The organism is Blastopirellula marina, assembly GCF_002967715.1.
Classification (GTDB): Bacteria; Planctomycetota; Planctomycetia; order Pirellulales; family Pirellulaceae; genus Bremerella; species Bremerella marina_B.
The window spans coordinates 291,048-314,879 of record NZ_PUIA01000057.1 but is presented as its reverse complement, the minus strand read 5'-3'; the positions used below and the strand labels follow the sequence as shown (position 1 = coordinate 314,879).

Genomic DNA, 23,832 nt, shown 5'->3' with positions numbered 1-23,832 from the left:
TAGGTAAGTCCCTTGATTCTCTACTTCACCGCTGATTTGATGTCGAACTCGCGCGTTTCCGGGCCTGCCAGGGCCAATGGAATTCCCTTGCGGGTCATTGCTTCCAAGGGTGGAATCCTGGAAACGATCGACGATGACACGACCGCTCTGCTGGTCGACTTGAATCCGCCTGCCCGCGATGCGATTAGTACGATCCAGGAAGCCAGGGCTGCCCATCCCGACCTGCGCATCATGGTGCATGGGCCCCACGTGCAGGTCGATCTGCTAGCACAAGCCCGCGAAGCCGGAGCCGAGGTTCTTACCAACGGCCAGTTCCATCAGCAGGTCGATGCGATTCTCACTAAGTTGGCCGAGCCAGCTTAGTTCGTGTCATTCTCGGTCGAATCGTCCTCAGGCTTCGCTTCGTCTCCGCCCAGATCTTTGTTGAGCGCTGGCATGGCGAAACGTGGTTGGTCTTCGTCGAGAACGATCTCATCGATCTCGGCCTGGTCGACATCGCGGCGAAGTAGAAGGTAGATCCCTGCGAACACGGCAAAGAAGTAGCCGAACATGTACGCCGGCACCAGTCGTTCGACTGCGTGGTACCAGAAACGCCAGATTGGCCCGGCCACGCTATGCGTGAAGATGGCTTCGGTCTGGTCCATGCCTTGCCCCCAGAGCAGCCCCGTTGAAAGTGCCGCCAGCGAGGTACCGACCAATAGGCTGATTGCGAAAAAGCCCACCGAGCCCCCGAAAAATGCCACCATCAGATATAGCAGATAGTGGAATGGACGCTGGGTGACGTAAGCATAGCAGCGGCTCAAGGCGTCGAAGTGGTCAGAGCATTCCGTGCTGATCGCACCCCACATTAAGGGCCAGCCCAGAATAAAGGGGACCACCAGCATGCCGATCCCCAACGAGACGAAAACGGCGATGAAGCCGAAAATGCCGGTGACCACAGCAGCCCAGGGGCCCAGCCAATTGATCAGGCCGAACACCAGCAAAATCACCATCAGCATGGTGACCCCTACCATCGGGAAGATGGGGGACAGGAAGTAGCTGATAAACTTGCGCAGCGAGTGCGCTAAAGCTCCTTTCAGTCCGCAGCGATCATTAACTGCGAACTCCATCGCCGCGATTCGGGAAATGGCTCCGCCAAAGATCGCGAACGTGGCGATGTACCAAAGGGAATAGAACAGGAAGGCGACTAAGCCGCCAAAAGTTGGGTAGGGGAAGATCTGACCAAAGGGGTTTTCGCCACTTAAGCCCTCGCGGACAATGTCCAGGAAGTTGGTCGGAGACGCTGCCACGGCAGGCCCGGCACCTTCAGCGGCCCAACTGCCAAACAGACTCAAACCGATCCATTGACCGATCGCCAGAACGCAAACGCCCAGATAGGCCAGCAGCAAGACCCGTAGATAGAACCCGATGAGGGTTGCCCGAAAGAGGATCAACCAGGGAAAACATTCGTGCCACGAAATGCCTCGTAGTAGACCGCGATCCTCCGACATGCAGCTAAACTCCTCATCGCCCTACGGGTAATTTTGAGCCCGAATTATAGGCAGAGAAGCAGCGTATTAAAACGTCACTCTCACGAATCTTCATCGTCGAGAGAGCGATTTGCCTGCTCTTCGATATGCTTTTCGATGTCGACGGGAAGCGCGTGTTCCTCGTCGAGCCATTGTCCCAGATCGATCTGGCGGCATCGTTCGCTGCAAAAGGGCATTGCCGGGGTGTAGTCACTCTCGAAGTGATGACCGCACGTGGGACAGCGTAAGGTAGCCATCGGGGCCTCCTTGCATGCTACGAGCTAATCAGACGATTTGCTCTTCGATTCACTCTTGGCTGGCTTGGACGATTCGCTGCTCTTCGAGCCCTTTTCGGCGCTCTTCTTGTACGAATCGCTGCGATAGTCCGTGATGTAAAACCCGGAACCCTTGAAAAGCAAGCCGCCACCGGTGCTGAACAGCCGGCGCAGTTTCTTCTTCTTGCACTTGGGGCACTTCGTCAGAGGATCGGCCGAGATCGACTGGAATTCCTCGAATTCGTGTTCACAAGCATCGCACTTGTATTCGTAGGTGGGCATTACAAGACAGGCTCCAGGTAGTTTGAAGTTTACAGGATTCAGTTTTCAGTGAAAAAAGGGCAAGCCTCGACATTCTGAACACTGAAAACGGAAAACTTGCTCACGCTAAATAATACTCTTCTCGGCCAATTAGTCAGGCGATTTCGAAACAATTACCTGGCTGGCCCGAATACAGCGATCGAACAGTTTGTAACCCTGCTGGGCCACCATCAAAACGGTGTTGGGCTCGACGTCGGCACTGGGCTGCTGCATGATCGCTTCGTGGAAGTTGGGATCGAACGGCTGGCCTTCGGCTTCGATCGGTTCGCAGCCACGTTTCTTCATTGCTTCCAGCAGTTGCTTTTCGACCAGCTTGATGCCATCGATGATGCCACCGGCTTGCTCCGAGCCCTCGGCCGATTGCAACGCACGCTGCAGGTTATCGACCACCGGCAAGAGGTCGGTCAGCAGCGGTGCGTTGGCAAACTTGAGCTCGTCGTCGCGCTCGCGGCGGACACGCTTGCGGTAGTTTTCCAGGTCGGCCTGGGCCAGCAGTACGCGCTTCTCGGCGTCGACCAGATCCTGCTTTAGCTTCTCGACCTGATCATCGGCGCTGCCGAAGAATTCGTCGGTCGACGCATTCCCGTCAGTCGCTTGCGACTGGGGGGCTTCAGTGTTTGGGTCCTGCGATGGATCCTTTTCGGGATGTTCTGCAGACACGCGCTAAACTCCTTGATTAGCTCTTCTTCTTGATCTCTTTTTCATCGGTCGATGCGAACAAGTAGTCTCGAATCGATTCGAGGAACGACTTCCGATGAGGACTGACGTTGGTGTGTTCGTATTCGGCCAGTTCGCGAAGTAGTTCTTCCTGCTTCGGATCCAGCTTTTTGGGGACTTCAATATACGTCTGCACGTACAAGTCGCCGGTACCGCGACCGTGCGGATCAGGCATGCCTTTGCCACGCAGTTTGAAGACTTCCGACGAACCAGAACCAGCCGGCACGCTAAGCGTGGCTGGCCCGTTGAGGGTCGGAACTTCAATCTCGCTGCCGAGCACGGCCTGCGTGTATGTAATGGGCATTTTCAGGATCAGGTGATCCCCCTCGCGTTCGAACAGCTTGTGCTTTCGAATCGAGATGTGGCAGTAACAATCCCCCGGAGGGCCTCCGTCGGGGCTTGGTTGTCCTTCGCTGGCCAGGCGAACTCGCATGCCGTCGTCGACACCGGCCGGGATGGCTACGTTGATGCTCACTCGCTGGGTGGTGAACCCGTTACCGCGGCAGTCACCGCAGGGATCGGTGATGATGGTTCCTTGGCCGCCGCACGAAGGACACGTCGTTTGCACCCGCAAGATGCCGGCTTGCTGCACGACTTGTCCTGCACCACCGCACCGGCTGCACGTTTCCGGCTGCGATCCTGGCTTGGCACCACTGCCGCTGCATGTCCCACAAGCGACACGACGATCGACTTGAATTTCGCGATCGACGCCGGTTGCCGCTTCCTCGAGATCGAGCGTGACTCGAACCTGGATGTCGGCCCCTTTGCGAACGCGACGACGACCCCCTCGGCCCCCGCCGCGGCCGAAGATGTCGCTGAAAATTCCTCCGCCGAAAATATCGCCGAATGCTTCCATGATGTCTTCTACATCGTGGAAGTTAGCCCGTGCACCACCTTCGACACCGGCATGGCCGTACTGATCGTAGCGAGCCCGCTTCTCGGAATCGCTGAGAACTTCGTATGCCTCGGCAGCTTCCTTGAATCGGCTGACGGCTTCCTCGTCGCCAGGATTTGAATCCGGGTGATACTTAATCGCCAGCTTGCGATAGGCCTTGGAAATCTCGCCGCTCGATGCGGAGCGTTCGATTCCCAGGACTTCGTAGTAGTCGATTTTGGTAGCCATCGTCTCCTCACGTAGGCGGCGGTAGAAACAAAACGGGCTGGTCCCCGGAAGAGATTCAGCCCGTTGATTGATTTCGTCTCCGGCGGCAATGGGCAACGCTCATTGCCGCCGTATTGGGTTGACGCAACGTCGGCTTAGCGAATAACGCCTTCGGCCGGACGCTTGCCGTTGTCTTCCAGGTTGGTGACCAACGCTTCGGTCGTCAGCAGCAAGCCCGAGATGCTCGCGGCGTTGCTCAGTGCGGTACGCACGACTTTGGCAGGATCGATGACGCCGGCCTTAACCATGTCAACGTATTCGCCCTTGTAGGCGTCGTAACCGAAGTTGACCGACTTCTGCTGAACTTCGTCGACAACCACGTTGCCGTCGATGCCGCAGTTGTTGGCGATCTGACGCATTGGAGCTGGCAGAGCACGCAGAATGATGTCGACACCGATCTTTTCGTCGCCGCGGGCCGAAGAACGGGCCTTTTCGACCGCTTCGATCGCACGAACCAGAGCGACACCACCACCTGGCAGAACGCCTTCTTCAACGGCTGCACGGGTTGCATGCAGGGCGTCTTCGACGCGAGCCTTGGTTTGCTTCATTTCAGCTTCGGTTTCAGCACCGACCGAGATGACAGCCACACCACCGGAAAGCTTGGCCAGGCGTTCCTGGTACTTTTCACGATCGTATTCGCTGTCGGTTTCTTCGATCTGACGCTTCAGTTGACCGATACGCGATTCGAGTTCCTTCTTATCGCCACCACCTTCGACGATCGTCGTCTTGTCCTTGGTGATGTTGATTTTCTTGGCGCGGCCCAGCTGGTTCAGTTGAACCTTGTCGAGCGTGATGCCCAGGTCGTCGCTGATCACGGTACCACCGGTCAGAACGCCCATGTCGGCCAGCATCGCCTTGCGACGATCGCCAAAACCAGGAGCCTTGACGGCAGCGATGTTCAGCACGCCACGCAGACGGTTAACAACCAAAGCGGTTAGGGCTTCCCCTTCGATGTCTTCCGCGACGATCAACAGCGGCTTGCCGGTGTTGCCAACTTGTTCTAGCAGCGGAATCAGCTCACGCAGGTTGCTGATCTTCTTTTCGTGGAACAGGATGTAGGCGTCTTCCAGTTCGACGTCCATTTCGGACGGACGATTGATGAAGTACGGCGAGATGTAGCCCTTATCGAACTGCATACCTTCGACGTATTCAACGGTCGTTTCGCGGCTCTTGCCTTCTTCAACGGTGATAACGCCGTCTTGGCCGACGCGGTGCAGGGCTTCGGCGAGCAGTTCGCCGATGGCACGGTCGTTGTTGGCACTGATGGTACCGATGTTCGCGACGTCTTCCTTGCTGTTGACCGGCTTGGCCATGTTCAGCAGGAAGTCTTCGGCAGCGGCAACAGCCTTTTCAATACCACGACGAATCGCGGTTGGGTTGCTACCGGCGACGATGTTGCGAAGACCTTCCTTGAAAATCGCACGGGCCAGAACGGTGGCGGTCGTCGTACCGTCACCAGCCACGTCCGAAGTCTTGCTGGCGACTTCGTTGACGAGCTTGGCACCCATGTTCTCGAAGCGATCTTCGAGTTCGATTTCCTTGGCGACGGTCACGCCGTCTTTGGTTACCGTCGGGCCGCCGTACGACTTGTTGATGATCACGTTACGGCCGGTTGGGCCCATCGTGACGGCGACAGCGTCGGCCAGCTTGTCGATGCCCTTGAGCATCTTGGCTCGGGCATGATCCTCGAAAAGCAGTTGTTTTGCCACGCTAAGAATCCTTATGTGATAAAAACTGAATGCGGTTTAGGACAGATCCGAAAGGCTGGGCTTAGTCGTTAACGACCTTGGCCAGGACTTCGGTCTCGCGAAGGATCTTGTACTCGACGTCATCGATTTCGATATCGCTGCCGCTGTACTTGCCGTAGATGACTTCGTCGCCAATGGCCACCGAAAGCTCGGCTCGGCTGCCGCTATCCAGCAGCTTGCCAGGACCGACTGCCAGGACCGTGCCACGCTGTGGCTTTTCCTGGGCCGAGTCAGGCAGAACGATACCACCGGCGGTGGTTTCTTCCGCTTCCAGCGGCTGAACAACAATGCGGTCATCCAAAGTGCGAATCTTCAGACTCTTCGCCATGGGTGTTTATCCTTAAAACTTATTCAGGGGTATGTTTGATGTTTTGAAACGAATATTGAAAGGTTCTGTGCAATTCAGGCCGGAGCGTGAATTACATCATGCCGGGCATGCCCATGCCGCCCATTCCTGGCATGCCGCCCATGCCACCCATTCCGCCGTGGTCATGGTGATCGTGATGATCGCCCCCTTCGTCTTCGCTTGGGATTTCGGTGATCAGCGAGTCGGTCGTCAGCAACAGGGCTGCCACGCTCGCGGCGTTCTGCAGGGCAGTGCGAACCACCTTGGCAGGATCGATCACGCCAGCGTCGACCAGGTCTTCGTAGTTGCCGGTATCGGCGTTGAAGCCTTCGGTGGCCTTCTTCTGCTGACGGACGCGGTTGACAACCACGCCACCGTCCAGGCCGGCGTTTTCAGCGATCGTTCGCAGTGGGAATTCGAGAACCTTGGCGACAATATCGGCACCTAGCTTTTCGTCACCTTCGACGGCCAGCTTCTTCAAAGCCTTTTCAGCTCGGAGCAAGGCGATACCACCACCAGGAACGATCCCTTCTTGCAGGGCAGCCTGGGTTGCGCTCTTGGCGTCGACCAGCAGGTCCTTGCGTTCCTTCATTTCGGTTTCGGTAACGGCACCACAGTTGATCTGGGCCACACCGCCGGCCAACTTGGCCAGACGTTCTTGCAGCTTTTCACGATCGTATTCGCTGTCGGTAGCTTCGATTTCGCTGCGGATCTGAGCGGCGCGACCTTCGATGTCCGCCTTCTTGCCAGCACCACCCACAATGACGGTTTCGCCTGAGGTCAGCTTGACCTTCTTGGCACGCCCCAGGTTGGAAGTCTTGACGCTTTCCAGTTCGATGCCCAGGTCCTTGAAGATGGCGGTACCACCGGTCAGGGTCGCGATGTCACCGAGCATGGCCTTGCGGCGATCGCCGTAGCCAGGAGCCTTAACGGCAGCCACGTTCAGAATGCCACGCATCTTGTTGACGACCAGCGTTGCCAGAGCTTCGCCTTCGACGTCTTCGGCGATGATCAGCAGTGGCTTGTTGGCCTTGCTGATAGCTTCCAACAGCGGAACCAGCTTCTTAGCGGCCGAGATCTTTTCTTCAAACAGCAGGATGTAGCAGTCGTCCAACTCGACGGTTTGCGAGTCTTCGTCGGTGACGAAGTGCGGCGAGAGGAAACCGCGATCGAACTGCATCCCTTCAACGAAGTCGACGGTCGTTTCGCTGCCGCGGCCTTCTTCGACGGTGATGACGCCGTCTTTGCCAACCTTCAGGAAGGCTTCGGCCAGGACCTTACCGATCGTCGGATCATTGTTACCGGCGATGGTGGCGATCTGTTCGATCTGCTTCTTGCTCTTTTCGTCGATCTTGGTGGACGACTTCTGCACGGCTTCGCCGACGGCTTCGGAAGCCTTCAGAATGCCACGCTGCAGAGCCATGCCGTCGGCACCGGCGGCCAGCATCTTCAGACCTTCGCGGAAGATACCTTCAGCGAGAACGGTTGCCGTGGTGGTACCGTCACCAGCAACGTCGTTCGTCTTGCTGGCAGCTTCTTTCACCAACTGGCAGGCGAGGTTTTCGTAGACATCATCCAGTTCGATGTCTTCGGCAACCGTCACGCCGTCCTTGGTGATCTTGGGGGAACCCCAGCCTTTGTCCAGCACGGCATTGCGACCACGCGGACCCAACGTGCTCTTCACGGCACGTGCCAGCTTCGTTACGCCGGCCAAAAGCGGCTGTCGCGCTTCATCTCCAAAGACCATCTGTTTTGCCACGTCTGGAATCCTCCTCTTGTGGGATGAACTGGTTTCAATCGGCCTGGCTCGTATTGGGGTGTCCCACGGACTTGGGCGAGCTCGGTTGGCCGGTTTATTCCATAACTTGGTGATTAACCGTTGATTTGTTTGTGTCAGAGCGAGCTGCAAATGCACCCTGGGTGCAGATTTTGGCAGACTCTCTCTGAGATGGGCCTATAGATGCAATTGCCGTGCCGAGATGGCAAGAGAGAATCGCAAGTCACATAAATGAAACGACTTGCGATTCGCAGGACATTTAGAAATGTCGTACCAGCAGGTTCCCTTGCCAATTTGGCAGGAATGCTAAACCGAGGCAGCCTGACCCAGCAGGGAGAGAACCCCTTCGGCCACCGTATGCCCCGATTGAGGGTTCTGACCGGTAACTAGCCGATCCGCTGTGACGGCAAACGGGGTGAACGGCTGCTGGGCCTTCTGGTAACTGGCCCCGCGTTTGACCAGTTCTTCTTCGGTCAGGTAAGGGACATGGTCGATCAGTTCGGCCAGCCGTTCTTCCTCATTTGAGAAACCGGTGACCTCGCGTCCTTCCAACAGGTAACTTCCGTCGGAAAGTTGAATGTTCAGCAAACCGACCGCACCGTGGCAAACCGAGGAAACAACCCCGCCAGCTTCATAGATTTCTCGGCTGATCCTTTGCAGATACTTGTTACCGGGAAAATCCCAGATCACTCCATGCCCGCCGGCATAGTAAATGGCCGAGTAGTCCGCCGGATCGGTCGTCGGGGCGGCCAGCGTATTGCCCAGACGATTCATGAACTGGTGGTCTTCGTAATACTCCCAATCGACCGGCAAAGCCATTTCGCCCAGACTCATCGGGTCGATTGGCGTGTAACCACCTTGGGGGCTGACGAAATCGACCTGGCAGCCTGCCTTTTCGACCGTATCGACAAAATGGACCGCCTCACCCAGCCAAAGGCCCGTGGGACGATCCATTTCAGGGTATTTCGAAACATTCGTCACGACGACGAGAATCTTCTTGTCGCTCATGGTGACACTCCTTGTTCGAGAGAAGAGAAGCTCAGAAAAGTGTGGCCCGGCTTCTTCCAATTTAACAAGTTGTGTCGTTCAATCGAGGCAATTACATGCCGGGTCGGAAATCGTCGTCGTCTTGCACGCTGTGCAGGAACTGAGCCAACAGGTTGGCTGCGTGATCGATGTCGTCCAGCGAGATCGTTTCGACGGCGCTATGCATATAGCGGTTAGGAATTGCCACCAGGCCAGCCGCGACACCGCCACGGGTCGTTTGAATGGCGTTCGAGTCGTTTGGGGCTGCTTTGCCCAGGGCCGCCATCTGGTAAGGAATCTTGTTTTCCTCGGCGACTTCGATCAGCCGTGACACAACCTTCGGGTTCATGTTTGGGCCACGGAAAATGACCGGACCACGCCCGAGGTAAACTTCCCCGCGTTCACCCCGATCGATCGTCGGGCAGTCGGTCGCATGGGTCACGTCCACAGCAATCCCGATGTGCGGGTCGATGCCATAGGCACTCGTTTTGGCCCCGCGCAGGCCAATTTCTTCCTGGACCGTGGAAACGGCGTATGCCGCACATTTCTTATCGCTGAACTTCCCATACCGGCGAGCCGCTTCGATCACTACCCACAGGCCGGTCGTATCGTCCATCTTGGGACCGAAGGCCAAGTTGTTTTGCATCTTCTGCATGCCCAGTTGCAGGGTGACCGGATCACCCACTTGAACGAGCTTCTTCGCTTCGGCCTGATCTTTGGCCCCGATATCGAGCCATAGGTCTTTCAGCTGGATGGGTGCTTTTCGCTCGGCATCGGTCAGCAGGTGAATTGGCTTGCGAGAGATCACCGCCGGGAGTTCGCCCTCGTTGGTCCAGATCGACATCTTCTGGCCCACCAGTTGAACGGGATCCCAGCCGCCGATTGTCTGGCACCGGACGAAACCCATTTCGTCGATCTGGGTAACCAACAGTCCAATTTGATCGCAGTGGCCGGCCATCATTACGCGGACGTTGCCGCCTGAGTTGACCGAGGCAATCACGTTGCCGTGGTAGTCGGTCTCGACGTTATCGGCGAACTGGGCGGAATATTCCCGCACGACATTCTGTACCGGAGCTTCGTAGCCAGAGGGGCTCGGAGTGTTCAACATACGCTCGAAAAACTTTAGCGGCTCAGACTCCATACTCGCAACGGCTCCTTAGTTAGCTTCCGGAATGTGAAACGAATTTACTGCGTCTATCGTCTATCATTGTCTAATAGGCACGCCGCGCAGATAATGCCCTGCGCGTCAGCACACATAACGGCAGTCTAGGGGATAGGTGCGTTTGATGGAACCGATCGATCTCAAGGAATACGAGTGGAAAACCGTGATTCGTCCAATGCGCATCGAGGACTACGACGCGCTGGTCGAAATGCAGAGGGCCTGCTTTCCCGGTATGGAGCCCTGGTCGAAAGAGCACATTGAGAGTCAGCTCAAGATTTTCCCGAAGGGGCAGATCGTCATCGAAATCGACGGTCAGATCGCGGCTTCGTCCAGTAGCTTGATCGTGCAGAACGACCCGAACATCGCCTGGCACAATTTCAAGGCCGTCTCTGACAACGGGTACATCCGTAACCACAACCCCAAGGGGGATACGCTGTACGGAATCGAGATGATGGTCCATCCCGAATACCGCGGGCTCAAGCTCTCGCGTCGCATGTACGATGCCCGTAAGGAGATGTGCCGCGAGATGAACCTTGCTCGCATGATTATCGGTGGCCGCATTCCTGGCTATCACAAAGTGGCCGACAAGATGACGGCTCGCGAATATGTCGAACGGGTGGTTGCCAAAGCGGAATTCGACCCGGTCCTTACTGCCCAGACGGCCAACGGCTTTGCCCTGCAAGGGCTCATTCCGGACTACCTGCCCAACGACAAAGCTTCGTGCGGGTATGCCACCTATCTGGAGTGGCTCAACCTCGACTACAAGCCGGGTGCAAAGCGGCGATTCCATCACCTGGTAGAACCAATCCGCATTACGGTGGTGCAGTACGAAATGCGCGCGATCCGCAGCTTCGACGAGTTCGCCCAGCAGTGCGACTTCTTCCTGGACGTCGCATCCGATTACAAGTCCGACTTCATCCTCTTTCCGGAACTGTTCACCACGCAGCTGCTTTCATGTGTAGAACCAACCCGGCCGGGGCTGGCAGCTCGCCGTCTGGCCGAGTTCACCACCGATTACCTCGAGTACTTCTCGGAGCGGGCGATCAAGTACAACGTAAACGTGATTGGCGGCAGTCACTTCGTGCTGGAAAACGACACGCTGTATAACATTGCCTACCTCTTTGGCCGCGATGGTTCGATCGGCAAGCAGTACAAAATTCACATCACCCCTAGCGAGCGGAAGTGGTGGGGGATCGAACCCGGCGATAAGGTCGAAGTGTTCGATACCGACTGCGGCAAGGTCGCCATTCAAATTTGCTATGACATCGAGTTCCCCGAACTGACGCGAATCGCGGCCAACAAAGGGGCCGAGATGATCTTCGTGCCGTACAACACCGACACGCGGCACGGTTACCTCCGCGTAAAGACCTGCGCCCAGGCCCGCTGCGTCGAGAACCAGGTTTACGTGGCGATTTCAGGGTGTACCGGCAACCTGCCGTTCGTCGAAAACGCCGATATCCACTACGCTCAGTCTGGCGTCTTTACCCCGTGCGATGCCGAGTTTGCCCGCGATGGCATCGCCGCTGAATGCAATCCGAACGTCGAAACGATCGTCATCCACGACGTCGACCTGGAACTGCTGCGGCGTCACCGATTGGAAGGCTCGGTCCAAAACTGGAACGACCGCCGCAAGGACTTGTACAAGGTCCAGTACCTGGAAGATGGCGAACAAGGATACGTGTAAGAGACGTGCGGGAGCAACTTTAGCTGTGATTCGGCCGCCCCTCCGGGGCTCAAGATTACTTCTCCAAGCGAACCTCCGGAGCTGCCATCGGTATGCCTACCGGCACGCTAATCTTCTTTTTGACCTGGTTGGCGTACTCCAGGAGTTCCGGCGAATCGGCAACAAGGTTCACCGATCGCGGAGCGTCCAGGTCGTTGGCTGCCATGGCCATTGCTTCGGGCATGTTCATGAAGCGACGGACGTTCATGAAGTAGGGGCCTTCGCGATGGTCGAGCGGTGGATTGCGTAACGTTAAATCACCAATCGAAGGCTCGAAAATGGCAGCATAAATGGCCAAGGCAGCCATCTTGCCGCTGGCTTCTACGTCAACGTGTTCCGTTGAAGTTGAGCGGAGAATTTCTTCGGCCGCTCGGCGAATATCCCACACCTGCATCGCGTCATGTGACTGGCCCAGAAGGAGATATCGACGACGCAAATGAATTTCAGGCTTGGTGTCTTGAGTCCACTGAGTCGGGCCAATACCCCGAGGCGGCAGGACGAAAATGGTGTCGTACTTGTCCGCATTGGCGATCGGCAATGCGTCTCCGTTTCCTTCGGCGAACGCTTTCCATTGTTTCCAGCCGGTATCATCAACGACAACGAGCTTACCGTTTGGGAAAGCCGTTCCTGCGGCCCGCTTGGCTCGTAAGACAAGCAAAGGAAGCGAGACATTCTTTTGGGGATAAAACTGGCAATCAGTGTAGGCCATCCACTCTTTCAACTCGGAAGGCCCCCCGAGACGAATGCCTGATTTTCCAGCTTCCGGCCAACCAGCAAATGATTTCGTTGCCAGAAGCTCTTTCCACTCGCCTGACATTTGCTTCCACTCGGCACGCGTTGCCGGAACTTTCGCTGGCTTGGCGGCAGCCACAAACGTCTCTTCGATCTTCGTGTTAATCTCGTCTTCAGGAATCTTATCGAAGACCTTCAATTCTTCGACTTCAAATTTAGGGGTCGCCACGTCGGTGATCGGCGGTGCGGCTCCCTGCAGGTGCTGCCGCAGCCAGTAGAACGCCGGAATGCGCAGAGGCTGCGTATCGGCATGGCCCCCTGGTAGAATCGTCAACGCCAGGTTCGGTGCTTTACCGTACAGCTGATAGATCTTCCGGGCAGCCAGGTGAGTTCGCTCGACCCCTTCTAGCGGAAAGATCGGGTCGTAGTCGGTATTGGCGATCATCAGCGGACGCGGGGCGATCAGCGCCGGCAGCAGAGGGTAGTCGAAGCCGTACGTGTTGACCCAGTACATGCAGTCGCAGTGGCCCGAGACCACCCCATTGACCACGTGATCTTCCAGGTCGGTGATGCCTGCAACGGGGACGGCAGCCTTGATCCGTTCGTCGATCGCGGCGATGTACCAACTGTAAGCTCCGCCACCGCTACGCCCGGTCACGCCGATTTTCTCCGGATCGACGTCATCCCGCGATTGCAGCAGGTCGATGGCCCGCACGCAGTTCCAAGCTTCGACCCCGGCTGGCGTGTAGCCACGGTTGGTCCACCATTGGCCGGAGTCGTCATAGAGACCTCGGTGTTTCCCTTCGATTTCTCCCAACTGCAGCGTATCAAGCGTCAGACAGACGAAGCCATGCCGGGCAAACCAGGCCCCGTGATGCTGGTAATGGGACTTGTTGCCGTAGCTGATGCCATTCTTAACGACCCGGCCGTGCCCGCACACATACAGCACCGCCGGAAGCTTTCCTTCGACCTTTGCCGGGCGATACAGATTGGCCGTAACGTACAGGCCAGGACGCGATTGGAAATGGATTTTTTCAACGACGATTCCATCGCGCTCGATGGTGCCGGTCGTGGTGACTTTCAGATCGGTCTTTTCGGGCCAGGGATCGAGCCCGAGCATTTCCTTGAGCTTCTGCTGATACTCGCCACGCTTGGCCTGCCAATCTTCCAGCGACTTGATATCAGCCAGCGGAGCACCGGTCATGTTTGCGGTCTCGGCTTGGAAATAGGCTGCGACCTGCTTGTCGCCAGGCGAGAGTTCCTCACCCGTGGCAAGCGGTGTGATGATGGCAAGAACAAGCAGAGTAACAAGGGTGCGCATGGGCAGGATCTCCGGAAGGAAATAACTTCGGTGGGAGTCTCATCATGCCCCTTTCGCTGGCCTGCGTCAAAAGGAATTTGGCCCACTGCACGAAAAAAGGCCAGGACTTCCAGAGGAAGACCTGGCCTTTGTGATGTCACGTGTCATTCCTGGCGATTATTCGCCGAGGAGTTCTTTGATCTTCGGCGTGACGGCGTCGGCCCACAACTGGTAACCCTTCTCTTTTGGGTGCAGCAGGTCAGGCATGATTTCCTTGGGCAGCGTGCCATCTTCGGTTAGGAAGATGTTGTTGATGTTCAGGAAGGTGACGTAGTCTTTGTCCTTCATCTGCTTTTCGATAATGGCGTTGGCACCGTCGTTCAGTTGACGCAGTTGATCTTCGGTCTTGGCACCACGTGGGAAGATGGCCAGCAGCAGGATCTTGGTTTCCGGGTGCTTTTCGTGCAGCTTTTCGACAATCGCTTTCACGCCGGCAGCGGTGTCTTCCGACTTCTCTTTGCGGTGGCCGGTGTTGTTGGTGCCGATCATGATGACGGCAACTTTCGGCTCGTAGCCATCCAGTTCACCATGTTCGAATCGCCACAGGACATGCTCGGTGCGATCACCGCCGTAGCCCAGGTTCAGTGGGTGCCACTTTGCGAAGTTTTCGTCCCAGGTCTTCTTGCCGGAGCTTTCCCAGCCGTGGGTGATTGAGTCGCCGATGAAAACGACGTCGACCTTTTCGGCGTCTTCAATCGCTTTCAGCTTTTCTTCGTGACGCTTCACCCACCACCCTTCGCGCGGAACAGGCTTCAGGGCTTCGATTGGTTCCTTCGTGGCGGCATCTTGAGCCCAGGCCGGCATGGCCAGGACCAGGGTGAGCATCAGGCAGGCAAAACAACGCATCGTCTATCTCCTGGGGAAAAGTAGGTAATCTTCAGGTGAGTCAGCTCGGCGGGGTTACGGTTTGCCGAATCGTCTAGTCTCTCTGACACGCCGCCGCGGGTCAATTCCTTGAGCCGTAATTGCCCAGTAAGGGAGGTTTTCGGTACTTAATTTCCCATTTGGGCCCTGAAAATGGCCGGGCCGATTGACGAAAAAGGGCGTATTCCTTACATTGTGGGGTTTCCAGATCAAACAAATTCGACGCCTAGAGTGTCGATTACCATTTACCTAACGAAATCCCACTAAAGGAACTGTCGCGTGCCGGTTATTAACGAGCGCCATCAGGAGTTGAAGCGTCGACGTCATCGCAAGAAGGTTTACGCTAAGTTCAAGGCCAAGTTGGCGAAGAATCCATCCAACGACGAAAAGCGCAAGATCGCCGGCAAGCTCCGTAAGCTGACTCCAGCTGCGGAAGAACTGATCCAACGCTGGGGCCTCGACGTCTAAGCGACTCGGTCCAGCAAGCGAGATTGAAAAGAGCGGAGTCCCATGGCTCCGCTTTTTTGTTGCGCGAGTTTCATCTCCCGTCGACCATATGGATTCGCGGGTAGCCCGCGGTTGCTTGCAACCCGGGGAGGCGAAGCCGACAGGAGGTGCCTGTACGATTCGCCTGGTCCTAACAGAAAGAGCTCTATTCGCTGCGTTCCCCAGGTTGCAAGCAACCTGGGCTACCCGGTGCCCGGTACGTATGGCTTGGGATGATGTTGCTCTAGCCGGTTGCCAGGTGCTTCTCAATTGCCTGGAAGATCTCGTCAGGCTCGGTCATTCGGCCGGTTCCTTCGACGCGGCAGCTTTGCCAGCCGCTGTCGGGGCCGATCATCTGGACGCCATCTTCGACCAACTGCTGAACGTTGCGCTGCACGGCGGGATGGGCCCACATCTCTTTGTTCATCGCGGGACACATCATGACGTCGCCGGTGAACGCCAGGTAGAGGGTGCTCAGCAGGTCGTCGGCCAAGCCGTGAGCAGCCTTAGCCATGAAGTCGGCCGAGGTCGGCACGATGCATAGTAGATTCGCCCGGCGCGCAAGTTCGATATGCGCGCCAAGGGGCATCGCGTCGTCAAAGAGCTCTGTGTGAACTCGCTTTCCCGACAGCGCGGTAAGAGTCGCCGCGCCGACAAAATGATGGGAAGCAGGGGTCATCACCACGGTGACGTCGACATCTGCTTTGACCAGTTGGCTGACCAACGCAGGCGTTTTGTAGGCGGCAATCCCGCCGGTGACGCCGATGATGACCGTTCGCTGGCTCACAGTTCGTCGCTCATCATCGCATCGAACGACTTGATCATCACGTCGCTATCTGCGGTGGTGCGAAGTTCGTTCGAGGTGTCGAGGAAGATCTTATCCTGCTTGATCTCTTCCAGCACGATTTCCATCTTGTTGTCAGAGTTCATGTCGACCAGCGGACGGCTACCGGCATTCAAAGCCACCAGACGCTTCTGGATCAGGGTCGACAGCTTAAAGCGACCACCCACCTTCTTGATGATGAATTCTTCTTTCAGTTCTTCGAGCATTGCTCCTCCTTTTCCTGACGGATAATGTCTGCAAGTTGTGCGGCGGTTTGGTCGGCGGCACCAAGTCGGTTGGTCACGTGATAACGATACCACGCGGACGCTTCCATCTCTTTCTTGGCCGTTTCCAGTCGCCGCTGGATGGCTTCTTCTGTTTCGGTGCCTCGGTCGCGGAGTCGGCGTTCCAGTTCTTCTGCCGACTCGGGACTAAGGAAAATCGTGACGGCTTCGGGGTACTTCTGGGCTACCTTGGCGGCACCTTCGACGTCGATTTCCAGCAAAACGGATACGCCTTGGTTCAGCCGGGCTTCCACTTCGCTACGCAGGGTGCCGTATAGGTGCCCTTTGCGGAAGACCTCGACGTACTCCAAAAACTCGTCGGCATCGATCCGCTGCTGAAAGTCTTCCTTGGGAAGAAAATGGTAATCGATACCATTCTGCTCCCCGGCTCTCGGCTCGCGGGTCGTTGCGGAAATACTCAGTTCGATGGGGGGCTGCCCCAAAGCCAACAGCTTGCGCACCACGGTCGATTTGCCGACGCCTGACGGCCCGGACAAGATGACCAAATTGCCTGGTGTGCTGCCTGTCATATCACTCGATGTTTTGGATTTGCTCGCGGATCTTCTCGATGGCGGTCTTCATCTCGACCACGCCTCGGGCGATCTCCGCGTCGTTGGCCTTCGAGCCGATCGTGTTGGTCTCGCGGAAAATTTCCTGCGTCAGGAAGTCGAGCTTTCGCCCGGCCGATTCTTCCTGCGTAAGGAACTTTTCAAACTGACCCAGGTGGCTTTTCAGCCGGACGATCTCTTCGGAAATGTTCACGCGATCGGTGAAAATCGCCACTTCACGCAGGAGCGTCGCCGGGTCGACCGTTACGTCGTATTCTTCCAGGACCTTGTTTACTCGCTCAGTCATGCGGTCTCGATAGCCATCGACCACCAGTGGTGACTTGGCTTCGATCGATTCCAGGTGCGAGGCGATAATCGCGAGGTTCTCGCGAAGATCCTTGGTCGTGTTCTCTCCCTCGGCCCGCCGCATCGCGTCGAACTTCTCGAGGGCCACTTTCAGTGTCTTTTCAATTACCGGCCAGGCATTGAACTGCTCGTCGTCGGTGTTGGTGTTCTCTTGCACCACGCCAGGCAGTTGCAGGACGGAATCGAGATGGGGTGTCTCCGACAGGCCCACCTTCGCGCCAACCTGGTGGATCTGGTGCATGTAGCTTTCCAGCACGGCCGTATCGATGCGGTACTTGTCGGCGGTGACGTCTTGCTTGAGCCGCAGGTTGATCGTGATGGTGCCGCGGTTGATGTGTTTCCGCGTGACGCTCTCGATCTGCGATTCCAGCCCGCTGAACAATTCGTTGCCACGCACGGCCAGCTTGAAGTAACGGTTGTTCACCGAACGCACTTCAACCGATACGGAGACACCTTCCGCGTGCAGGTGGGCATCGCCATATCCGGTCATGCTCAGCAGCATGGTTTCTCTCTTCGCGAACCCGCGAGGCTAACGTGAATTGGTCGGGAAGGTAACGAACAAAACTTCCCTGACGTTTTGCCGAGGGAAGTTTCGCAGAGTGATCCGTTGCGACTGAGCGTACTACTCAGCGGGCTTCTCTTCGGTCGCTGGGGCTTCCGGAGCGGCGGTTTCAGTCGGAGCGGAATCCGCTGGGGCGGCATCGGCAGCAGGTGCTGCGGCATCCGCGCCACCTTCCGCTGGTGGTTCCAGGTCGGCCGGAGCGGCATCGCCTGCGGCAGGAGCGGCGGTATCTGGTGGGGTCTTTTCGTCCGATGGAAGCGTCAGCGAGGGACCACCGTCGCCAGGAAGCGTGTCGCCTGGCAGACCGGTCGCCGCACCACTGCCACTACCGGTCAGCTTGCTCGCACCCGAATCTTGCAGGCCCATCGTGGCGAAGATGCACAGCAGAATCCAGAAGACAGCCACAACGACCGTGATCCGGGTGAACATGTCGCCGGCTTTCGCACCAAAGGCACTCTGGCCGCCAGCACCACCCAGGGCACCGGTCAAGCCGCCACCACGACCGCGCTGCACGAGCACGACCAGGATCAGGAAGACCGATGTCAGCAGAAGCAGGGGGCCGAAAATGTACTGCAGAAACCCGAAAAGGATGGGACTGGTCATGATTGGCTACTTATGAAAACGTCCGTGTCTGGATTCAAAAGTGGGATCGCTTCATGAGCAGATCCCGACGGGGAATATGGGGGAAACGACTAGCCTTTCGCTCCGGCAATAATGCCCAGGAAGCTGTCGGCTTTGAGCGAGGCACCACCAACCAGGGCACCGTCGATGTTCGGCTGCGAAAGGAGTTCGGCCGCGTTGTCCGGCTTAACGCTTCCGCCGTACTGAATGCGAACCGACTCGCTGACGGTCTCGCCATACTTGGCGGTCATCAAAGCACGAATGCCGGCGTGCACTTCTTCGGCTTGCTCCGGCGTAGCGACCTTACCGGTGCCGATGGCCCAAACAGGTTCGTAAGCGATAACAACCGAATCCATTTGCTTGGCGGTCACACCAGCCAGGCTGCCGTACATTTGTTCGGCGACCACGTCGGCTGTCTTGCCCGATTCACGTTCTTCGAGCAGTTCGCCCACGCATACGATCGGCGTCAGGCCAGCAGCCAGAACGGCATGCACCTTCTTGCAGACGTCGGCGTTGGATTCGCCAAAGATGTGGCGGCGTTCGCTGTGGCCCAGGATCACGTACTGGCAGCCGATGTCCTTGGCCATGTCGGCCGAGATTTCACCGGTGAAAGCACCCGAGGCTTCGTGGTAGCAGTTCTGAGCACCGACACCCACTTTGCCGCCGGCCGCGGTGGCAATGGCATCGAGGTAAACAGCAGGAGCACAAACGGCAACTTCGACCGCGTCGCCGGCCGTATTGCCTTCAGCAACGGCTTGCACCAATGCGACCCCTTCGGCCTTGGTGGTGTTCATTTTCCAGTTGCCAGCAATGAAAGGACGTCTCACCCTTCGTTCTCCCTTCGGACCGCCTTGGCCGATGAAATAGCAATGACTCAGATTGCTCTAAGTCGTGATGTCGGTTCACAATGAAACCCAACAATATAACAGAGTGCTTGCATGGTCGTCGAGGTCACCTACGCCCCCGTAGGAAGAACTATTCCTGGCTCGTGTCCCCAAGCCGTCTCCCCCACGGACGGGGGCAAGGGGGCCGGTGGGCTTAAGTCCCCTTATACGCAGCTTGTCGTCTTAATTGACCGGTTCGGTCTTCTGGTACGAGCCTAGAATCTCTAACCGCAGGGCCTTCTTTTCGAGCGAACTCACCGTGCGGCGGATCTTCAGTTCGCTGCAATGCCCCTCCATTTCCACGAAAAACAGATACTCTTCCGGGGAATTGGCCACCGGGAACGACTCGATCCAGGTCAGGTTCAGCCGGTTCTTTTTGAAGATGTTCATCGCGTCGGCCAGCGCCCCAGGCTTATGCTCTGTCTGGAAGAGCAGGGCCGTCTTGTCGTTGCCTGTCTTGGGGCCCATCTCGTGCGAGATCACCGCGAAACGCGTGATGTTGTTCGGGTTGTCCTCGATGTTCGAAGCGATCGTCTCTAGGTTGTAATTGATGCCTGCGGCACGACTTGCGATCGCGGCGGCTCCTTCCTTCTGGGCGGCCAGTTGGGCGGCGGCCGCCGTGCTGGTCATCTCAATCGGCCGAGCGGCCGGAAGATGCTTGGCCAGCCAATTACGACACTGAGAAAGGGCCTGAGGCTTGCTGAACACCTCTTTGATGTCCTCGCGTTTGCACTTGGCCAGCAGTTGATGGTGGATGTGCAGCTTCACCTCGCCGCAGATCTTGGCCGGATGTTTGGCGAACATATCGAGCGTGTCGGTCACCCGGCCGTCGTTGGAGTTCTCGACCGGAACGAGCCCGAAATCGGCCTGATTCCGCAAGATTTCCTCGAAAACGGTCGCGATCGTCGCGACTGGGCTATAGTCGGCATTGGCCCCGAACTTTTCGACCGCGGCCTGATGCGAGTAGCTGTATTGCGGTCCCAGATAAGCAATGCGCAGTCGCCGCGAAGCACTTCGGCACAGGCTCAAAACCTCTTGCAGTACCGGCGAAACTGCCTCGCTCGACAGGCTCGTCTTATTCGATTTAAGCAGCTTCTGAAGCTCGGTCTCTTCGCTGCTAAGCTGCTGCTCGATTGTCTTGCCCGGCTCGGCCTGGACCAACTTCTGGCAGGCATCGACCCGTTTGGCCAGCAGTTCAAGGATCTGCTGATCCATCTTGGCCAGCGATTTCTGCAGATCGATCGAAGAGGTCTTACGGGGTGTCTTGGCCATCGGGCTGTGCCTGGAATATGAAAACTAGGGCATCCAACCGGTAAAGGCCTGATGCAGGGGAATCACGTTGTAGGGGGGACGCGGTTATGAGGCCGCGAGCCTTGCGAATGACGTTGTGTCTAACGCATCATAACTTATCTATTTCCGCCGTAAATCTAGCTCACAAGAGACTTTGTGGCAATTCTCTGCCATTTTGGCAGAGAATCTCGGCCAAGATCCGTGGCATTCAGCGATTTTAAAAATCATTGTCGCTGTAAGTGTTGTTATACCTATTGGTTACGCGCATTTCAGTGGCTTGCTGGACAGTTTTGGCATACCTCTTGCAATTAGCTGGGTCAACCTCAGGCCACGGTCAGTCCCGGCATGAGTGACACATTGACAGCTTGACCTGGGCGGCCTGCTCAGGCTCACAACATAAAACGTCTCACGCCTTTTACGGCGCGAAATTTACGAAAGAAAGAGGTGACCACTATGGCACAAGGCGAAGTGATTATTGGGATCGACCTCGGTACCACCAACTCGGTGGTCGCGGTCATGGAAGGTTCGGAAGCCAAGGTGATTCCGAACGCGGAAGGAAGTCGGCTCACACCGAGCGTCGTTGGCTATACCGACAAAGGGGAAGTCCTTGTTGGCGAACCGGCTCGTCGTCAGGCGGTGACTAATCCTACCAAAACCGTTTACTCCATCAAACGATTCATGGGCCGTCGTCACAGCGAAGTCGGCTCGGAAGAGAAGATGGTGCCCTACAAGGTCGTCGGTAGCGCAGACGAATACGTCAAAGTTCAGATCGGCGACAAAGAATTCACCCCACCGGAAGTTTCGGCCAAGGTTCTGCAAAAGCTGAAAGCGGCCGCCGAAAGCTACCTGGGGCATAAGGTCAGCAAGGCCGTGATCACGGTGCCTGCTTACTTTAACGACGCTCAGCGTCAGGCAACCAAAGACGCCGGCCAGATCGCCGGGCTCGAAGTTGCTCGTATCATTAACGAACCCACCGCAGCCGCTTTGGCTTACGGCTTGGGTAAGAACAAGGCCGAAAAGATCGCCGTGTTCGACCTCGGTGGTGGTACGTTCGACATCTCGATCCTGGAAGTCTCGCCACCGGAAGATGGCGACGACGGCGGTCGAACCGTATTTGAAGTGATCAGCACCAACGGTGATACACACCTCGGTGGTGACGACTTCGACGAGAAGCTGATCAACTACGTGGCCGAGCAGTTCCAGAAGGACAACGGCATCGACCTGCGTAAGGATCAGATGGCTCTGCAGCGTTTGCAGGAAGCCTGTGAAAAGGCCAAGAAGGAACTCAGTGGCCAGGCCTCGACCGATATCAACCTGCCGTTCATCACGGCGGATGCTTCCGGTCCGAAGCACTTGCAGCTGACCATTACCCGCAGCCAGTTCGAGCAGATGACCGACGACCTCATCGAGCGTTGTCGCATTCCGGTCGAAAAGGCCCTGAAGGATGCCAACCTGAAGCCCAGCGATATCGACGAAGTCGTGCTGGTCGGTGGTAGCACGCGTATCCCGAAGGTTCAAGAGATGGTCAAGAAGATCTTCGGCAAGGAACCACACAAGGGTGTGAATCCGGACGAAGTCGTTGCCGCTGGTGCTGCGATCCAAGGTAGCGTGCTGGCCGAAGGTGGCCGTAAAGACGTGCTGCTGTTGGACGTCACGCCGCTCTCGCTCGGTATTGAAACGCTCGGTGGTGTGTTCACCAAGTTGGTCGAACGCAACACAACGATTCCGACCGAGAAGAAGCAGACCTTCAGCACGGCCGAAGACAACCAGGCTGCGGTGACCGTTCGCGTGTTCCAGGGTGAACGCCCGATGGCTGCCGACAACCGCTTGCTCGACGAGTTCAACCTCGACGGTATCGCTCCGTCTCCGCGTGGTATGCCACAGATCGAAGTCAAGTTCGACATCGACCAGAACGGTATCCTCAACGTGGGTGCCAAGGACTTGGGTACCGGCAAGGAAATGAAGGTTGAAATCAAGCAGAGCTCGGGGCTCTCGAAGGAAGAAATCGATCGGATGCAGAAGGACGCCGAAGAACACGCCGCCGAAGACAAGCGGAAGCGTGAACTGGCCGAAGCTCGCAACGAAGCCGAATCGAACTGCTTCCAACTCGAGAAGCTGATCAAGGACGCCGGCGACAAAATCTCCGACAACGACAAGGCTCCGCTGGAAGCTGCGATCGGTAAGGTTCGCGAAGCTGCCAAGGGAGAAGACGTCGAGAAGATCAAGTCCGCCATCAGCGAACTGGAAGCTGCTTCGCACGCGGTCAGCAAGATCCTGTATGAAGCCGCCGCCGCCAACAACCCAGAAGCTGCCGCCGGGGAAGTCCCCAGCGGTGAAGCCAAGGGTGGCGACGACGACGCCATCGACGCCGAGTTCGAGGTCAAGAAGGACTAACCTTCACCGACCAGGCGATGCTCGGAAAAAAGCCCGAGCATCGCGAACTTTAGTTTGTGATAATCAAGGGCTGGGGCCGCAAGGTACCCGGCCCTTTTTATGGACTGACTCAGCCAACCGAAAGTTCTAGCCCCAGAGGGGCGATCGAATGTAGCCAAGTGAAATTGCCCCTGGCTACACTCGGCCGGGACTCCGGCAATTGAGGGAAAAGGAGAGAAGAGGGAGCAACCACGGATGGGCACCGAGAGTCACGGATATGAATTAAGACGGAACGATCGTTAGATCAAACCGTCAGCCCCAAAGGGGCGACCGTTAATAGCCAGGGGCGGAAGCCCCTGGTAAAAATCCCAACAAATGTAAGCCCCAACGGGGCGTCCGAAGCAAGGACTCGAAAAGATGCCTCAATCGTTCGCCTGCGTTTACGCTCACTTGATCTTTAGCACGAAGAATCGCGAGCGAACGATCAAGGGAGAATGGGCTCCACGTTTGAATGAATACCTGGTTGGAATCCTTCGCCAACGCAAATGCGAATTACTCGCGGCCGGGGGCGTCGAAGATCACGTTCATTTGTTGATCTCGATGTCGAGAGAGATTGCGATTTCCGATCTCGTTCGCGACGTGAAATCGATTTCCAGTCATTGGATTCACACGACCATTCCTGGCTCGCGAGCGTTTGCCTGGCAACAAGGTTATTCCGTGTTTTCGGTGAGCCAATCAGGCCTGGCAGACGTAAAGGACTATATCGCGCGTCAGGAAGAACATCACGCGAAACGCTCCTTTAAGAACGAGCTATTAATGTTCCTGAAGAAGCATGGCGTTGAGTATGACGAACGGTACATGTGGGATTGATCGG

Annotated in this window: 24 protein-coding genes; 5 read left to right on the top strand and 19 right to left on the bottom strand. The window is 56.8% G+C overall.

Features of this window, described 5'->3' with window-relative positions; translation table 11 throughout:
- Nucleotides 1-12: 12 nt before the first annotated feature.
- Nucleotides 13-363, top strand: coding sequence for a hypothetical protein (locus C5Y96_RS18365; protein WP_146115716.1), 351 nt, complete (start codon nucleotides 13-15; stop codon nucleotides 361-363).
- Here the strand turns inward: C5Y96_RS18365 and C5Y96_RS18360 are convergent.
- The 10 genes from C5Y96_RS18360 to C5Y96_RS18315 form a co-directional block, all read right to left on the bottom strand.
- Nucleotides 360-1,490 carry a hypothetical protein gene (locus C5Y96_RS18360; protein ID WP_105356310.1) on the bottom strand — a complete coding sequence of 377 codons (1,131 nt, stop codon included), beginning with the start codon at nucleotides 1,488-1,490 and terminating at the stop codon, nucleotides 360-362. The two genes, C5Y96_RS18365 and C5Y96_RS18360, sit on opposite strands and share 4 nt — an antisense overlap.
- Nucleotides 1,491-1,570: 80 nt before the next feature.
- Nucleotides 1,571-1,765, bottom strand: a complete 195-nt coding sequence (yacG, locus tag C5Y96_RS18355; RefSeq protein WP_105356308.1) for a DNA gyrase inhibitor YacG — start codon at nucleotides 1,763-1,765, stop codon at nucleotides 1,571-1,573.
- A 24-nt stretch (nucleotides 1,766-1,789) separates the two neighbouring features.
- The gene (locus tag C5Y96_RS18350) at nucleotides 1,790-2,065 is read right to left on the bottom strand and encodes an FmdB family zinc ribbon protein (RefSeq protein WP_105356306.1); all 276 of its coding nucleotides are present in this window, start codon (nucleotides 2,063-2,065) and stop codon (nucleotides 1,790-1,792) included.
- 129 nt (nucleotides 2,066-2,194) lie between these two features.
- Entirely contained in the window at nucleotides 2,195-2,764 is a 570-nt protein-coding gene (gene grpE, locus C5Y96_RS18345) for a nucleotide exchange factor GrpE (protein ID WP_105356304.1), read from the bottom strand.
- 16 nt (nucleotides 2,765-2,780) lie between these two features.
- Nucleotides 2,781-3,944: a molecular chaperone DnaJ gene (gene dnaJ, locus C5Y96_RS18340; protein WP_105356700.1), complete on the bottom strand. Its 1,164-nt coding sequence runs from the start codon at nucleotides 3,942-3,944 to the stop codon at nucleotides 2,781-2,783.
- Nucleotides 3,945-4,078: 134 nt separating this feature from the next.
- On the bottom strand, nucleotides 4,079-5,692 hold the full coding sequence (groL, locus tag C5Y96_RS18335; protein ID WP_105356302.1) for a chaperonin GroEL: 1,614 nt from the start codon (nucleotides 5,690-5,692) through the stop codon (nucleotides 4,079-4,081).
- 61 nt (nucleotides 5,693-5,753) lie between these two features.
- Nucleotides 5,754-6,059 carry a co-chaperone GroES gene (gene groES, locus C5Y96_RS18330; RefSeq protein ID WP_105356300.1) on the bottom strand — a complete coding sequence of 102 codons (306 nt, stop codon included), beginning with the start codon at nucleotides 6,057-6,059 and terminating at the stop codon, nucleotides 5,754-5,756.
- 91 nt (nucleotides 6,060-6,150) lie between these two features.
- Complete coding sequence (gene groL, locus C5Y96_RS18325) at nucleotides 6,151-7,836, bottom strand: chaperonin GroEL (protein WP_105356297.1); 1,686 nt, start codon at nucleotides 7,834-7,836, stop codon at nucleotides 6,151-6,153.
- A 324-nt stretch (nucleotides 7,837-8,160) separates the two neighbouring features.
- Nucleotides 8,161-8,862, bottom strand: coding sequence for a type 1 glutamine amidotransferase domain-containing protein (locus tag C5Y96_RS18320; RefSeq protein ID WP_105356295.1), 702 nt, complete (start codon nucleotides 8,860-8,862; stop codon nucleotides 8,161-8,163).
- Between the two features lie 91 nt (nucleotides 8,863-8,953).
- A complete protein-coding gene (locus C5Y96_RS18315) occupies nucleotides 8,954-10,021 on the bottom strand; it encodes a M42 family metallopeptidase (RefSeq protein ID WP_105356293.1) in 1,068 nt (355 codons plus the stop codon).
- Between the two features lie 145 nt (nucleotides 10,022-10,166).
- Here C5Y96_RS18315 and C5Y96_RS18310 point away from each other — a divergent pair, with 145 nt between their 5' ends.
- Nucleotides 10,167-11,726 (top strand): bifunctional GNAT family N-acetyltransferase/carbon-nitrogen hydrolase family protein, encoded by a 1,560-nt coding sequence (locus tag C5Y96_RS18310; protein ID WP_105356291.1) that lies wholly within the window; start codon nucleotides 10,167-10,169, stop codon nucleotides 11,724-11,726.
- A gap of 55 nt (nucleotides 11,727-11,781) precedes the next feature.
- Here the strand turns inward: C5Y96_RS18310 and C5Y96_RS18305 are convergent, their stop codons facing one another.
- Entirely contained in the window at nucleotides 11,782-13,818 is a 2,037-nt protein-coding gene (locus C5Y96_RS18305; protein ID WP_105356289.1) for an alpha/beta hydrolase, read from the bottom strand.
- Between the two features lie 156 nt (nucleotides 13,819-13,974).
- Nucleotides 13,975-14,703, bottom strand: coding sequence for a platelet-activating factor acetylhydrolase IB subunit (locus C5Y96_RS18300; RefSeq protein ID WP_105356287.1), 729 nt, complete (start codon nucleotides 14,701-14,703; stop codon nucleotides 13,975-13,977).
- Nucleotides 14,704-15,000: 297 nt separating this feature from the next.
- On the opposite strand from C5Y96_RS18300, the gene C5Y96_RS18295 reads away from it, so the two are divergent.
- On the top strand, nucleotides 15,001-15,189 hold the full coding sequence (locus C5Y96_RS18295) for a DUF6800 family protein (RefSeq protein WP_105356285.1): 189 nt from the start codon (nucleotides 15,001-15,003) through the stop codon (nucleotides 15,187-15,189).
- Nucleotides 15,190-15,451: 262 nt separating this feature from the next.
- Here the strand turns inward: C5Y96_RS18295 and C5Y96_RS18290 are convergent, their stop codons facing one another.
- From C5Y96_RS18290 to pheA, 7 genes are all read right to left on the bottom strand, one after another.
- Nucleotides 15,452-15,994: a flavoprotein gene (locus C5Y96_RS18290; RefSeq protein WP_105356283.1), complete on the bottom strand. Its 543-nt coding sequence runs from the start codon at nucleotides 15,992-15,994 to the stop codon at nucleotides 15,452-15,454.
- Nucleotides 15,991-16,257: a DNA-directed RNA polymerase subunit omega gene (locus C5Y96_RS18285; RefSeq protein ID WP_105356281.1), complete on the bottom strand. Its 267-nt coding sequence runs from the start codon at nucleotides 16,255-16,257 to the stop codon at nucleotides 15,991-15,993. Before C5Y96_RS18285 ends, C5Y96_RS18290 begins: the two co-directional genes overlap by 4 nt.
- Nucleotides 16,242-16,844, bottom strand: a complete 603-nt coding sequence (gene gmk, locus C5Y96_RS18280; protein ID WP_105356279.1) for a guanylate kinase — start codon at nucleotides 16,842-16,844, stop codon at nucleotides 16,242-16,244. The genes C5Y96_RS18285 and gmk overlap by 16 nt, the downstream gene beginning before the upstream one ends.
- Nucleotide 16,845: 1 nt before the next feature.
- Entirely contained in the window at nucleotides 16,846-17,730 is an 885-nt protein-coding gene (locus tag C5Y96_RS18275; RefSeq protein WP_233199013.1) for a YicC/YloC family endoribonuclease, read from the bottom strand.
- 120 nt (nucleotides 17,731-17,850) lie between these two features.
- The gene (gene secG / locus C5Y96_RS18270) at nucleotides 17,851-18,393 is read right to left on the bottom strand and encodes a preprotein translocase subunit SecG (RefSeq protein WP_105356277.1); all 543 of its coding nucleotides are present in this window, start codon (nucleotides 18,391-18,393) and stop codon (nucleotides 17,851-17,853) included.
- 89 nt (nucleotides 18,394-18,482) lie between these two features.
- On the bottom strand, nucleotides 18,483-19,238 hold the full coding sequence (gene tpiA, locus C5Y96_RS18265) for a triose-phosphate isomerase (protein ID WP_105356275.1): 756 nt from the start codon (nucleotides 19,236-19,238) through the stop codon (nucleotides 18,483-18,485).
- Between the two features lie 240 nt (nucleotides 19,239-19,478).
- A complete protein-coding gene (gene pheA / locus C5Y96_RS18260) occupies nucleotides 19,479-20,567 on the bottom strand; it encodes a prephenate dehydratase (protein WP_105356273.1) in 1,089 nt (362 codons plus the stop codon).
- Between the two features lie 471 nt (nucleotides 20,568-21,038).
- Between pheA and dnaK the strand changes: the two genes are divergently transcribed.
- Both dnaK and tnpA read left to right on the top strand, forming a co-directional pair.
- The gene (dnaK, locus tag C5Y96_RS18255; protein WP_105356272.1) at nucleotides 21,039-22,979 is read left to right on the top strand and encodes a molecular chaperone DnaK; all 1,941 of its coding nucleotides are present in this window, start codon (nucleotides 21,039-21,041) and stop codon (nucleotides 22,977-22,979) included.
- A gap of 396 nt (nucleotides 22,980-23,375) precedes the next feature.
- On the top strand, nucleotides 23,376-23,828 hold the full coding sequence (gene tnpA, locus C5Y96_RS18250) for an IS200/IS605 family transposase (protein ID WP_105356270.1): 453 nt from the start codon (nucleotides 23,376-23,378) through the stop codon (nucleotides 23,826-23,828).
- The last annotated feature ends 4 nt before the right edge of the window (nucleotides 23,829-23,832 follow it).